The organism is Solitalea longa, from assembly GCF_002920915.1.
Classification (GTDB): domain Bacteria; phylum Bacteroidota; class Bacteroidia; order Sphingobacteriales; family Sphingobacteriaceae; genus Solitalea; species Solitalea longa.
Genome location: NZ_PQVF01000009.1, coordinates 108,557 through 122,137, shown reverse-complemented (window position 1 = coordinate 122,137; position 13,581 = coordinate 108,557). Strand labels below are relative to the sequence as shown.

At 37.2% G+C, this 13,581-nt stretch carries 15 protein-coding genes; 11 read left to right on the top strand and 4 right to left on the bottom strand.

All coding sequences use genetic code 11. From position 1 onward, the window contains the following. Window positions 1–65: 65 nt before the first annotated feature. The 9 genes from C3K47_RS13755 to phoU all read left to right on the top strand — a co-directional run bounded on the left by C3K47_RS13755 (window position 66) and on the right by phoU (window position 8,146). Window positions 66–689 carry a YceI family protein gene (locus tag C3K47_RS13755; RefSeq protein WP_133159390.1) on the top strand — a complete coding sequence of 208 codons (624 nt, stop codon included), beginning with the start codon at window positions 66–68 and terminating at the stop codon, window positions 687–689. A 229-nt stretch (window positions 690–918) separates the two neighbouring features. Further along, the gene (locus tag C3K47_RS13750; protein WP_103789723.1) at window positions 919–1,500 is read left to right on the top strand and encodes a YceI family protein; all 582 of its coding nucleotides are present in this window, start codon (window positions 919–921) and stop codon (window positions 1,498–1,500) included. 26 nt (window positions 1,501–1,526) lie between these two features. Then, on the top strand, window positions 1,527–2,873 hold the full coding sequence (locus C3K47_RS13745) for a hypothetical protein (protein WP_103789722.1): 1,347 nt from the start codon (window positions 1,527–1,529) through the stop codon (window positions 2,871–2,873). Window positions 2,874–2,941: 68 nt separating this feature from the next. Continuing rightward, window positions 2,942–3,538, top strand: coding sequence for a hypothetical protein (locus C3K47_RS13740; RefSeq protein ID WP_103789721.1), 597 nt, complete (start codon window positions 2,942–2,944; stop codon window positions 3,536–3,538). A 182-nt stretch (window positions 3,539–3,720) separates the two neighbouring features. Continuing rightward, window positions 3,721–4,728 (top strand): PstS family phosphate ABC transporter substrate-binding protein, encoded by a 1,008-nt coding sequence (locus C3K47_RS13735; protein ID WP_103789720.1) that lies wholly within the window; start codon window positions 3,721–3,723, stop codon window positions 4,726–4,728. Window positions 4,729–4,829: 101 nt separating this feature from the next. Continuing rightward, a complete protein-coding gene (gene pstC / locus C3K47_RS13730) occupies window positions 4,830–5,708 on the top strand; it encodes a phosphate ABC transporter permease subunit PstC (RefSeq protein WP_103789719.1) in 879 nt (292 codons plus the stop codon). Further along, window positions 5,701–6,558 carry a phosphate ABC transporter permease PstA gene (gene pstA / locus C3K47_RS13725; RefSeq protein ID WP_103789718.1) on the top strand — a complete coding sequence of 286 codons (858 nt, stop codon included), beginning with the start codon at window positions 5,701–5,703 and terminating at the stop codon, window positions 6,556–6,558. Before pstC ends, pstA begins: the two co-directional genes overlap by 8 nt. 80 nt (window positions 6,559–6,638) lie before the next feature. Continuing rightward, window positions 6,639–7,391 (top strand): phosphate ABC transporter ATP-binding protein PstB, encoded by a 753-nt coding sequence (pstB, locus tag C3K47_RS13720; protein ID WP_103789717.1) that lies wholly within the window; start codon window positions 6,639–6,641, stop codon window positions 7,389–7,391. Between the two features lie 59 nt (window positions 7,392–7,450). After that, complete coding sequence (phoU, locus tag C3K47_RS13715) at window positions 7,451–8,146, top strand: phosphate signaling complex protein PhoU (protein WP_103789716.1); 696 nt, start codon at window positions 7,451–7,453, stop codon at window positions 8,144–8,146. A gap of 68 nt (window positions 8,147–8,214) precedes the next feature. On the opposite strand, the gene C3K47_RS13710 is transcribed toward phoU, so the two are convergent. Then, window positions 8,215–9,441, bottom strand: coding sequence for a hypothetical protein (locus tag C3K47_RS13710; protein WP_133159389.1), 1,227 nt, complete (start codon window positions 9,439–9,441; stop codon window positions 8,215–8,217). Window positions 9,442–9,588: 147 nt separating this feature from the next. Between C3K47_RS13710 and C3K47_RS13705 the strand changes: the two genes are divergently transcribed. Next, window positions 9,589–9,933, top strand: a complete 345-nt coding sequence (locus tag C3K47_RS13705; RefSeq protein WP_103789800.1) for a hypothetical protein — start codon at window positions 9,589–9,591, stop codon at window positions 9,931–9,933. Between the two features lie 50 nt (window positions 9,934–9,983). Here the strand turns inward: C3K47_RS13705 and C3K47_RS13700 are convergent, their stop codons facing one another. Then, window positions 9,984–10,553, bottom strand: a complete 570-nt coding sequence (locus C3K47_RS13700; RefSeq protein ID WP_103789714.1) for a hypothetical protein — start codon at window positions 10,551–10,553, stop codon at window positions 9,984–9,986. A gap of 6 nt (window positions 10,554–10,559) precedes the next feature. Beyond that, window positions 10,560–11,366 carry an N-acetylmuramic acid 6-phosphate etherase gene (gene murQ / locus C3K47_RS13695; protein WP_103789713.1) on the bottom strand — a complete coding sequence of 269 codons (807 nt, stop codon included), beginning with the start codon at window positions 11,364–11,366 and terminating at the stop codon, window positions 10,560–10,562. Between the two features lie 180 nt (window positions 11,367–11,546). On the opposite strand from murQ, the gene C3K47_RS13690 reads away from it, so the two are divergent. After that, entirely contained in the window at window positions 11,547–13,184 is a 1,638-nt protein-coding gene (locus tag C3K47_RS13690; RefSeq protein ID WP_103789712.1) for a S41 family peptidase, read from the top strand. A gap of 59 nt (window positions 13,185–13,243) precedes the next feature. Here C3K47_RS13690 and C3K47_RS13685 read toward each other — a convergent pair whose 3' ends face one another. Then, window positions 13,244–13,444 carry a PG1828 family lipoprotein gene (locus C3K47_RS13685; protein WP_103789711.1) on the bottom strand — a complete coding sequence of 67 codons (201 nt, stop codon included), beginning with the start codon at window positions 13,442–13,444 and terminating at the stop codon, window positions 13,244–13,246. Window positions 13,445–13,581: the final 137 nt, after the last annotated feature.

Sequence of the window (13,581 nt, the reverse complement as noted above, 5' to 3'; positions counted from 1 at the left end):
TTCTTCATATACTAGCGGCAGGGTTTAAACCCTGCCGCTTTTTTCTAAATAATAGGTTAATATATATGATACAGCTAATGTGGATATTTCGAATGTGTGGAATAGTGGCTGTATTGACATTCTTTGATCCTTTTCTGGTGAATTCGCAGCAACGTGCTGATAATCACCAGGTTTTAATTAAAATTCTTCCCGATAGCAAGGTGAAAATTAAAGGAGAAACTTCCTTAATTGGCTATTCATTTACTTATAAAGGTGATTTGAGCCGAAGCTTTAAAGTTTCTACAAATTTTAATAAGGAGCAATTAGTTAATTCAATAACCGGTTTGCAATTAGAAATTGAAAAGTTTAAATCAGGGAACTTTTTGATGGATAGAGATTTTAGGAAGGTTATGAAATGTGACGATTTTCCTTATTGCAAAATAGAATTGCTATCTATTTCAGCCACCTCATCGAGTGGCTTAAATGTAACCGGACAAGCTAAAATTGCAGTTACAATTGCCGGGATAAAGAAACTATACCTAATACCATTTCAGCTGAAGGAAACATCTTCCCAATTGACCATAAATGCAATACAACCAATAAGCTTTAAAGATTTTGGATTGAATCCGGCCGAAGTGAATAAGCTGGTTGAAATAAAAGATACCTGTGAGGTGAGTCTCAATCTTCTTATTCAAATTACCCACCTTTAATTAATACTTCCTTAAAAGTTCCCATAATTAACATTTCTGGGGTTCTCTTTATTTCTCTTGTTTATTAGCAAGGTTATTGTTTTGTTCCTTTAAATCAGTTTGTTATAAATATTTTAATGTATATTTATATACAAGGGCCTTTACTCATATCATATTAAGTCATATTCTATCTTCATTTTGCTTGTGTTTTTTTAAACAATAAATAAATAAATAGAAAGGTGGTAAACTTATGAATATCAAAACGCTTTTGATCTCGTGCATTTTGTCATTACCAATGTTAGTGAATGCACAGCACCAAAAACTTTCTCCCACTGAAAGTAAAGTAATGGTTAACGGTACATCTACATTACACGACTGGCGCTGCCGGGTAGAGCAAGTTTCCGGAAACTTAGATGCCGAAAAAGCCGGCACAACCATTAAAACGATTAAAACAATGGATTTGATCATGAATGTTAAATCCATGCGGAGCTTAAAGGAAGACGGTAAATATTACGATTCAGGAATGGATAAGAATGTTTACAAAGCTCTTGACGCCGAAAAAAATCCTCAAATTACTTTCGTTCTGAAAAAAGTGAATTCCATTGGAGCCAATGGAGAAGTGAACGCTATTGCAACAGTGCGAATTGCCACTGTAACCAAAGATATACCAGTTACCGGTGTTGCAAAAGTTCAGCCTAATGGTTCAATTAAAATTACAGGAAAAAAGGCCTTTAAAATGACAGAATTTAAAGTAACTCCTCCTAAAGCAATGATGGGGGCTATTAAAACCGGTGACGATATAACGGTTGATTTTGACCTTTTATTTAAATAAATATTAAGCAATTAAATTAAACGGCTATGAAAAAAATTTTATTACTACTAACAGTTCTTGCAATAACAACTGACGCTGCCTTGGCTCAGTTTAGCAATAAAATCCAAAGCATGCGTCCCTATGATCAAACAGGTATTAACGTGTTTGAAACCGGTAAAGCGGATTCAACGCCATATGATGGCTTACAACTTAAATTGGGTGCCGGATTTACCCAGCAATTTCAAAGTTTAAAGCATGAGAATCCAACCGCAACATTGAACGGGTACGGACAAAGCAATTATTTGTATCCAATATCTCCTGGCTTTATGACCGCTCAGGCTAACTTGTTTATCGATGCGCAATTATATGATGGAATGCGGTTAAATGTAACTACTTATTTATCATCTCGTCACCATAACGAAACCTGGGTTAAAGGAGGTTTTCTGCAAATTGATAAGCTTCCTTTTAAGGGGGAAATTTGGGATAAGCTTATGAGTATTACTACCATTAAAGCTGGTCACTATGAAGTGAATTATGGCGATATGCATTTCCGCAGATCAGATGGTGGACATACCCTTCAAAACCCATTCATGGAAGGTCTAATTCTCGATGCCTTTGCAACAGAGATTGGAGGGGATGTTTTGGTTCAGAAAAATGGCTTTTTTGGAATGATAGGTCTTACCGGAGGTGCTATTAAAGGTAATGTTGACTCTGTTAAGTCAACTACTGCCAACCCTGATGCAAAAAAGGCCCCTTCTATAATTTTTAAAGCAGGTTTTGATAGGCAAATGACCGCTCAGTTAAGAGTTCGTGTGTCGGGTAGCTGGTACAATAACTCAAATGCAGGTAACAATACATTAACCTTATACGGTGGCGATAGAACCGGTTCTAACTATCAAAATGCAATGGAGAAATATTATACCACAGTTACTCCAACCCCTGTAACATCCGCGGGTACCGCAATTGCCTTCTCAGGACGTGTAAATCCGGGCTTTAGCCAACAGGTAAATTCCTTTATGCTGAATGCTTTTCTTAAATATTCGGGTTTTGAATTTTTTGGAACCTATGAATCAGCAAAAGGCAGAGGCCCTTCAGAATCCACTGATAGAAGTTTCGATCAATATGCTATTGAAGGCGTGTACAGGTTTGGTCCAAAAGAGTGTGTTTATGTTGGAGCGCGTTATAACGCAGCTAGTGGAAGGCTAGCCGGAACTACATTTACTGACGATGTTAAAATAAACAGATTTGCTGCTGCAGCCGGTTGGTTTATTACCAAAAATATTTTAATGAAAGCTGAATATGTTGAGCAGAAATACGAAGATTTCCCGACCGCAGATTATCGCAGTGGAGGTAAATTCAATGGTATTGTAATTGAGGCAGCAGTTTCATTCTAACACAAACACAAATTATAGTTGCGGCAGGCCGTTTGGCCTGCCGCTTTTTTTCAATAGCTCTCTTAAACATGTTACAACTCAAACGGATATTGGCATTTTCGGGTATAGTAGCCATATTTCTTTTGTGTGTTGTAGCTGGAAATGCACAGCAAGTTTTAATCAAGGTTTTGCCCGAAAGTTCTGTGAAAATAAAAGGAAAAACTTCATTATGCAGTTATACTTTTAAATATAAAGGGGATTTGGCCCGAGATTTTAAGGTGGATCCAAATTTTAATACTGACCAATTAATTGCGGCAATTAGCGGTTTACAGCTTGAAGTTGAAAAGTTTAAATCCGGAAACTTTTTGATGGACAAAGATTTTCGGAAAGTGATGAAATGCAAGGAGTTTCCTGATTGTAAAATCGAACTACTTTCACTTTCAATAATAAATAATAACCCCAACGTAAATGGTCAAGCCAAAATTGCAGTAACCATTGCAGGGGTGAAAAAAGTGTATCTTATTCCTTATCAATTAAAGGAAGAATCTTCACCAGTTGCTATTCATGCAATACAGCCAATCAATTTCAAAGATTTTGGTTTGAATCCTAAAGTAAACAAGCTGATTGAGGTAAAGGAAACCTGTGATGTTATGCTTGATCTGCTTATTCAAATTATCTATTCTTAATATTTTGCGTTAAATAGAAGTAATTTATTTCAGTTGTTTTGTTTTGTAAGTGTTTGTTTATTAGTGATTAAGTAAATAAATTGTTAAACAAATGTTACTTAACATTTACTTAACATTGGTTTAATGTTTAAGTAATCTTTTTCCTTCTCTTTTGTATTCGAAAACTATCCATTCAAGGAACGATGAAAAAGATATTTCTTTTACTTACTACCGCGGCAATTTTAACTTCATGCGGAGGCGGACAAAAAGCTAATAAAAATAATGCAGAAACCGGTGTTGTTAAAATTGACGGTTCGAGTACTGTATATCCAGTTTCAGAGGCAGTAGCTGAAGACTTTAGAGAGACTCAGCCAGATATTAATGTTACAGTTGGTGAATCAGGTACAGGAGGTGGTTTTAAAAAATTCTCAAGAAATGAGATCGACATTAGTGATGCTTCTCGTCCCATTACCAGTACTGAAATTGATGCATGTACCAAAGCGGGAATTAACTTTATTGAATTGCCAATTGCCTTTGATGGATTAGCGGTTGTTGTAAGTAAACAAAATACTTTTATCGATCACTTAACAGTTGCGGAGCTTAAAAAATTATGGGAGCCGGCTGCTCAGGGAACCATAAAAACCTGGGATCAAATTCGTTCGTCTTTTCCTAAAGAACCTATTAAACTATACGGAGCTGGTACAGCTTCTGGCACTTACGATTACTTTACAGAGGCTATTTGTGGTAAAAAAGGTGCTTCCCGAGGTGATTATACGGCCAGCGAAGATGATAATGTATTGGTAAAAGGTGTTTCAGGAGATAAAAGCGGTTTGGCTTACTTTGGATTGGCTTATTATGAGCAAAATCAGGACAAGCTAAAATTAATTCCTATCGATGGAGGCAATGGTCCTGTTTTTCCAAGCCAGGAAACTGTAGGAAACGGAACTTATCAGCCGCTTTCCCGCCCGATGTTTATTTATATCAATAGCAAATCTTTAGAACGAAAAGAAGTGGCTGCATTTGCTAAGTATTATACCGAAAACGCAGGCAGATTAGCGAAGGACATTGGTTATGTTCCGTTAAATGTTGATGAATATAAGTTAGTTCAGGATCGTTTGGCAAAGAAAGTGACCGGTACTGTTTTCGTTGATGGAAAATCTACTGTAGGAATGAAAATGGCTGATCTTCTTAAAATTGAATCAGGCAAATAATCCGGAAAATTTTAACACCTATTTTTTAATAAGCCTCAATTCAGCTTGATTAAACAAACTCGAGGCTTATATAAGTTAACAGTTCAAATTGAATATTTTAAATGCAAAAGGTTAAAGAGAAGATAATTGAAACAATACTGTTGTTATGCAGTTCAATCACTGTCTTTACCACACTCGGAATCATCGTTATTCTAGCCATTGAAACATTTCAGTTCTTTAAGGATGTTTCGATAATTGAGTTTTTCACCGGTACGGAATGGACGCCATTGTTTGCCAATAAAAAGTTTGGGATACTTCCATTGGTATCAGGTACTTTATTAACCACCTTCATTGCTATTTTGGTAGCATTGCCACTAGGGCTAACCATTGCGGTATATTTAAATGAATATGCTGATAAGCGATTTAAAGCGGTTATTAAGCCCTTGTTAGAAGTGTTGGCAGCGATACCGACAGTCGTTTATGGTTTTTTTGCCTTAACTTTTATTACCCCTATTCTGCAAAGCTTTATCCCTGGTTTAAGTGGATTTAATGCATTGTCGGCAGGCTTGGTAATGGGGGTTATGATCATTCCATATGTTTCATCCATGAGTGAGGATGCCTTAAGTGCTGTACCTAATTCATTACGCGAAGCTGCTTACGGAATGGGCTCTACTCGTCTGCAAACAGCATTTAAAGTAATGTTACCGGCAGCTTCATCAGGTGTAATTGTTTCGGTGATTCTTGCCATTTCTCGCGCCATTGGTGAAACCATGATTGTGGCCGTGGCAGCAGGGCAGGAGCCTCGCTTTACTTTTAATCCCTTAAACTCTATAGAAACCATTACCACCTATATTGTTCAGGTGAGTATGGGAGATGTTCCCCAAAACTCTATTGAATTTCGGTCAATTTTTGCAGCCGGAATTACATTGTTTGGTTTAACCTTTATCCTTAACAATATTTCGTTCTGGATGAAACGAAAATTTGTGGAGAAATATGAATAACGCGCGGAAGAACGAAATTAAAGACAACGCTTTCAAAGTCTTTGCACTTGTTTGCACTTCAGTAGGTCTTCTTGTTTTAGGCTTGCTGTTATATAATATTATTTCAGTGGGATTAACCCGTATTAACTGGGATTTCATTACTAATTTACCATCGCGTCGTCCCGGCAAGGCTGGAATTTACACAGCCTTATTGGGAATGATATGGGTGGTGACGTTAACGTTAGTTATTTCCTTTCCGATAGGTATTGGAGCAGGGGTTTACCTGGAAGAATATGGAGCAAAAAATCGTTTTGCCAAATTTATCGAGATCAATATTGCAAATCTGGCCGGCGTTCCTTCCATTATTTACGGTATCCTGGGGCTTGAACTTTTTGGACGTTTACTGTCATTGGGAAACAGCATTTTGGCAGCAAGCTTAACCCTATCGCTGTTGGTGTTGCCAATTGTTATAGTGGCAACACGCGAGGCGGTTAAGTCCGTACCCAATTCATTACGTGAAGCTTCAATTGGACTTGGAGCCACCCGGTGGCAAACCATTAGCCGGATAGTTTTGCCTGCCAGTTTTGGAAGTATCTTAACAGGATTAATTCTGGCTGTTTCACGGGCTGTGGGAGAAACAGCTCCACTAATTGTAGTTGGAGCATTGGTATATGTTCCTTTTGCACCAAAATCGCCTTTAGATCAGTTTACGGTTTTGCCTATTCAGATATTTAACTGGACGAGCAGACCTCAATCAGGTTTTGTGGTAAATGCCGCAGCAGCAATCATTATCCTTCTATTGTTTGTTTTCATATTAAATGGCATTGCAGTATTTTTACGTAACAGGCATAATAGAAGAGTGAAGTATTAATTAGTTCATAGTCAATAGTTCATGGTGTGTAGCAATGGACTAGAGGAATCGATACTATGAACCATGAATCATGAACATAAATGAATAAGTTAGAAGCAAAAGACGTTAATCTTCATTACGGCGAAAAACATGCATTAAAGGGTATAAGTATGGGCATTAAAGCAAATACTGTTACTGCATTTATTGGCCCATCCGGTTGTGGTAAGTCCACATTCTTGCGTTGTTTTAACCGCATGAACGATTTGATTGATAATTGCCGTGTGGAAGGTGAGATCTTGATCGACGGTCGAGACATTTACAAAAACAAGATAAATGTTGTTGATCATCGCAAAAAGATTGGAATGGTGTTCCAAAAGCCTAATCCATTTCCAAAAACAATATATGAGAACGTGGCTTATGGCTTAAGAATTAACGGAATTTCCCATAAAAAATACCTTGATGAAACGGTTGAAAAATCATTGCGCCAGGCTGCTTTGTGGGATGAGGTAAAGGATGATCTAAAGAAATCGGCTTTAGCTTTATCAGGAGGTCAGCAACAGCGTTTATGTATTGCTCGTACGCTGGCCGTAGAGCCATCGGTAATTTTAATGGATGAACCGGCCTCGGCACTCGACCCAATTTCAACCGCTAAAATTGAAGAACTGATTCATGATCTTAAGAGTAAGTATACGATAGTAATTGTAACGCACAATATGCAGCAGGCCGCTCGTGTGAGCGATAATACCGCGTTCTTTTATTTGGGCGAATTAATTGAGTACGATGAAACTTCAAACATTTTTACCAACCCCGCCAAAGAGGCTACACAAAATTATGTAACTGGCCGTTTTGGTTGATGTGGAAATAAAGAAGTACATCCTAAAAAACTTACTTTGCATTTTTAATAGCATTTGCAATGACACATTTAGAAGAAGAACTACAGAAATTATTTTATCAGATGAATGATATGGCCAGCTTGGTTGAAGGCCAGGTTGAGAAATGTATCGCATCACTGCTAGAAGAAGATAAAGGATTGGCCCGGGAAGTGATTTTTAACGAAAAACGCGTAAATGCTTATGAGTTGAAAATTGATAAGGATTGTGAGAACATCTTTACTTTGTTAAATCCATTTGCGCAAGATATGCGCTTTGTATTCGCCACTTTAAAGATCAATTATAATTTAGAGCGTATTGGCGACAATGCCGAAGGTATTGCTCATTATGTTTTGGAGGCCGAGAAAGGTTTCGATAAGCAGTTACTTGAAGATTGCCGTTTTCATGAAATGGCCGAAACCGTAAAGTTAATGCTTAATGCTTCGAACCGTGCTTATGCTGAGCGCAACGCTAAACTGGCCCGCACAGTTTTTAGCATGGACAGTATCTTGGATGAAATCAATAAATCGGCGTCAAGTCTTATAGCCGGTTATATTCGGGGCAATATCGATAACGTGATGCAGGCGTTGTTTCTACTGACTATTATAAGAAAAGTGGAAAGAATCGGCGATCATATTACTAATATAGCCGAGGAGATCATTTTCTTTTTAGAGGCCAAAGTACTTAAACATGGCAAAAAAGCCAGCTTTATTGAACATTATGGCAAAGAGGAGGAATAAATAAAGTCAAGAATAAAACTCATTAAACAAAAAAGCGGACTATTTAAGCCCGCTTTTTTTGTTTAAGTTTATCTTAACCTATAACACAAATTCAGTTGATAATAAGTAGTCGAATTTAAACTATTTATGGCATAATCATTTCTGAACTCTAGTTTATATCTCTTATAAGCTGTTCCCAATAAGAAAGCATATCCGGGTTCAAATTTCTTGTTACCGTATACTGCTCTATAAGTTTCAGAACTTCCAAGCGGATATATAATATTGAATTCTGATTTTGACGCTAATCTCGCGGCAAAACTAATGCCTGCGCCAATATACGGTCTTATTAATCCCTTAGGATATTGATATTTGAAAATATTAAACATCTTAATATATGATGAGCTTGATCTTACAAAGGTATTCGAGTTGGAATAAGGCGATTTATACTTTTCAGATTCCATATTATAGCTCACAAATAAAAGTTGATTATCCAATGAGAACTGCATTCGGTTTCTAGGAATATAAACTGTAAGACTAGCTCCAACAGATGGAGTTAAGGAATTGCCAAGTTTATAATCGAAATTACCATAGATGGATTCCAAGTAATAAGAGGTTTGGGCGCTTGTAATCCCTGCAATAAGGTAATAATCAATGAATTTCTCTTTCCTTTTGGTAACTTTTTCGGCTTTTACAATTCCTTTTGAACGGTTATATACTTCAAAAATTTGTATAAGTTCATCCTCGTAATAGTTCGATCGCTTGATCTTCCAGGTCAATTTATTGTCAGGGTTCAATAGATCGAGCAGTTGATCGCGATAAGTGTTCACTTCCTGTACATATTGCACATTGTTTACAACTACTAATCTACGGTAATGAATAAGCTCCGTAGCAGCGTTTTGGTTGTTGATAATGAAAAAGTGAGCGACATCGTCTTTGTCCATAAAAGCATATAATCGCTGATCCCCTTCAATTAAAAAACGCAAGAAAAGGGTAGTGTCCTTAACAGTCTGTCCTTCTTCCGTTTTTATATTCGATCGTAGGTTTTCATTGGTGAGATTTAGTTTTAGGTTGAAGCTTCGGTAGTGATCACTGCTGCTTCCAAAACCAGCTATTTCGTTTGCATTAAAAGAGTGTACAGAAGAATCTCTAAATGTAATTTGTTTTGGAGTAATATTCCAGTTTCTATCGTCAAGCTTTCCTTTTACTGTATCGCCATTCAGTTTTATGATATAGCCGTCAACGAAATTACTTTGGGCAAAGGAAATTAAAGGCAATATTGTAAATAGCAATAGAATAGAAAGTTGGATCCTTTTCATAATATAGATGTAATTAAATGTAGGTGTGATATAATGCTTAACTTTTGTAATTAACTGCTAATTTTTTATACAAAAAAAGAAAAAATATTTACAGATAGTAAGTAATAGTTTATTTTGGAATATAATTTCGAACCTTATTTTTTAACTATGAAACTAAAACACATCATCCTTTTTGCCACTCTTTTATTATTGATCTCATGTAACCTTAAAAGTCCGGGAGTGCCAAAAGAAAAATTGAACTATGTGGGCCGCTGGGAGTCTCTTTCAATGAAACTTGTGATTACGAAAGATGGAAGCGTTGAATACGAGCGTGTTGAAGCAGGAACTTCAAAAAGTGCGAATGCTCCATTGCAAAAGTTTGAAGGCGATAATTTTGTTATAGGTGCACTTGGAATTAATACCACTTTTGTAGTTAGTAAACCTCCACATGAAGAAAACGGAATTTGGAAAATGACCGTTGATGGAGAAGAGCTACAAAGAACTATGCAATAAAAAGTTAAAAGCACCTGGTTATTATTGTTTAATGGTTAGGTGCTTTTAGTTTACATGCCTAAGCGCTTGGTCATTAAGGTATCAATATTTTTAAATAACTGCATCGGTTTTAATGCCCGCCAGTTTAACTCATCCAATTCTCCACCCAAATTCAGGTAATAATCTAAATTATGGGACTTCATTTCCTGGATCACATGTTCTCTAAAGTTAACAAGAGCAATCCAACCATCTTCAACCTCTTGGTACCATTCTTCGTAATAAGAATCGTCAGAACCATGAAAGTTGAGGACATTTTCTCCTATCAGAATAAATTTATTGATACGTTCGGCCATTATATCTTCCAGAAGTTCTCTTTTTAACAACATTATATCATTGTTAATGCAGTCATTCCATTCGCCAATTAATTCAATTATGCAATAGCCTCTTGTATAATCTGCGAACAAAACTTTTAGATATAAAGTGTTTGATCCAAATGAATCCCATTGAGGATGTATGTAATAATTGTATACAGTTTTATCGAAATAAAACTCACTGTATTCACGGTTATAGAACGGCGAAAGTTTATCTTCAGAAGCGATGTAGTAATCGCGCCAATTGTAATATGGTTCTATATCGTGCATTAAACGCTATTTTTTATAGTTTTCAACGGCTTTTCTCACACTGCCAAACTCATTTAACAGCTGTTGGGCTACTTCTTTATCTGCTCCGGTTGCTGCCATCACCATGTTGATACCGCGGTCAACCAATTTATGATTGCTTAACTGCATGTCAACCATTTTGTTTCCTTTTACCCTGCCTAGTTTTATCATTACAGAGGTAGAAATCATGTTTAAAACAAGTTTTTGCGCAGTGCCCGACTTCATACGAGTGGAACCAGTTACAAATTCAGGGCCCACAATTACTTCTACCGGAAACCTGGCTTCAGCTGCCACCGGACTACCCGAGTTGCAAACTATACAGCCAGTTAGCACACCTTGTCTATTCGCTTCTTGTAAACCACCAATAACATATGGCGTAGTGCCTGAAGCAGCAATTCCAATAAGTGTGTCTTTTGCGTTGATATTATATTGTAGAAGGTCGATCCACGCTTGTTTATTGTCATCTTCTGCAAATTCCACCGCTTTTCTGATAGCTGTATCGCCTCCGGCGATAATGCCAATAACCATATCATGCGGAACTCCATATGTAGGAGGGCATTCGGAGGCATCTACCACCCCTAAACGACCGCTTGTGCCAGCTCCAATATAAAATAATCGTCCTCCTGTTTGCATACGCTCTACAATAGCTTCAACGAGTGCTTCTATGGACGGCAATTCTTTTTCAACGGCAAGAGGTACGGTTTTGTCTTCGTTGTTAATGTTTTGAAGAAGGTCAATAACCGACATCTTTTCCAAATGTTCATATTTTGAATCAGATTCAGTGATTCTTTGCATAACTATAGTTTTAAATCGGAGGCAAATTTCTGTATTGGCGCTATTAAATCATAATGAAAATTGCGCTATTTATGGAATTCCGAACAATTAAGAATCATTCGTGTAATTGTTTTGTTTTTTTCTTAATTTATAGAACATAAGCGGAATATAAATTGTATAAACTGAAGCAGATTGAATTTTATGAGCACGACCAAGAATAATTTACGTTTCGCATTGTTGTCGGCAATTATGATGGCCAGCGGAATGATTGTTGGCTCAAGAATGAGCGATTCTCCCAGTTCCGAACTTAATTTTAGCTTTCCGTTTGTATCTAAGCCTATTGATAAAATGGGCCGTATTCTTCAGGTTATTCAGGATAGGTATGTTGATTCGGTAGATGTTACCAAGCTGGAACAGGAGTCTATAAATGCCGTAATGGCCAAACTCGACCCTCATTCGCAATATGTAGATCCGCAGGAATTTAAGGCGTTAAATGAATCCTTAGAGGGGAACTTCGAGGGTATAGGGATCGAGTTTCACATTCAAAGAGACACATTGTTAATAGTTGACATAGTTTCGGGTGGACCAGCCGAAGAGGCCGGCTTAAAAGCAGGGGATAAAATCATTAATGTTGATGGAAAGATGATTGTGGGGCTTCCTAATAGTGATTTGTTCAAGTGTTTGAGGGGACCATCAGGAACCACGGTGAACCTTGGTTTATTAAGAACTCCCAATGCCTCAATAACAAATGTGAATGTATTAAGAGGGAAAGTTCCATTTAATAGCATTGAAACGGCATATATGCTCAATGCTCAAATAGGTTACATAAAAATCAGTCGGTTTGCAGCCACAACTCATAAGGAGTTTTTAAAGGCGATGGATAAACTTAAGCAGGAAGGCCTGAGTGGATTGGTGCTCGATTTACGAGGAAACGGTGGAGGATATTTAAGAGCTGCTATTGCTATTGCCGATGAATTTTTGCCTAATGGTCAGCTTATTGTTTATACCCGAGGCAGGAAACAGCCTAAGGAGGAATATTTTGCCACTGGTTCCGGAGAATTCGAAAAAGGAAGCTTAACAGTATTGATAGATGAAAATTCAGCCTCTGCCAGTGAGATCGTTGCAGGAGCCCTTCAAGATACCGAAAGAGCTACCATATTAGGAAGAAGATCTTTTGGGAAAGGGTTGGTTCAGGATCAGGTGGTGTTTCCTGATGGCTCGGCCTTGCGATTAACAATAGCCCGATATTACACCCCATTAGGTCGTTGTATTCAAAAATCATATGCAACCGGCACAGATGAATACCGGAATGAAGTGGGAGAAAGGATGAAACATGGAGAGCTGTTAAACGCCGATAGCAATAAAATAGCCTTTGTTACTTCACGCAAATTTGTAACCCGATCGGGAAAGACCGTTTATGGAGGTGGAGGTATAATGCCGGATGAATTTATTCCGATTGATACCAGTCAGAATTCGGCATTGTATAGCTATATTTCTTATAAAGGCTTAATCGTTGATTTTGCTTATGATTATATAGAGCGCAATCAGAAAATGCTTTGCTCTTATGCCTCTTTGAATGATTTTGTTGGCAAATTTGAAATTCCGGACAGTGATCTTAATCCGCTTTTTAAAAGTGCCCGTGGCCAAAATATTAATGTAGCAGAAAGTGAAGTTAAGAAAAGCAAAGGGTTGATAAAAAATCAGATCAAAGCTATGATAGCACGAAGATTTTGGAAAGATGAAGGGTTTTACAAAGTGTTAAACAGCAAAGACCAGATAGTTTTAAGATCGATGCACGACGCTGGAGAAGCGGTAGCCGGAAATGTTATGGTAAAATAAAAGCATAAAAAAATCCCGTCTCGGTTTATCCGGGACGGGATTTTTTATGCTTGTAAGAATTACTTCTTAAGAGTATCAACTTTAGCTGAATCAACTGCTTTAGCAGTAGTATCAACAGCGTTAGCTAATGAATCAACAGTAGCAGCTTGAGCTGAATCAACTTGAGCTGAATCTGCTGAACCTTCAGCTTTTTTACCTTCACCACATGCAACAACTGCAAATACACCAGCAGCTAATAATAATGCAAATACTTTTTTCATTTGTTTTCTTCTTAATTAGATTTTTAAATCGGCTGCAAAGGTAAGTAATAATGATTTAAAATTGCAAAAAAAATTTATTAAAGTTCTAGTAGTTAGTTAAATAGAAAATGGAAGCAGAGGCTTAATTGCTGTAAATC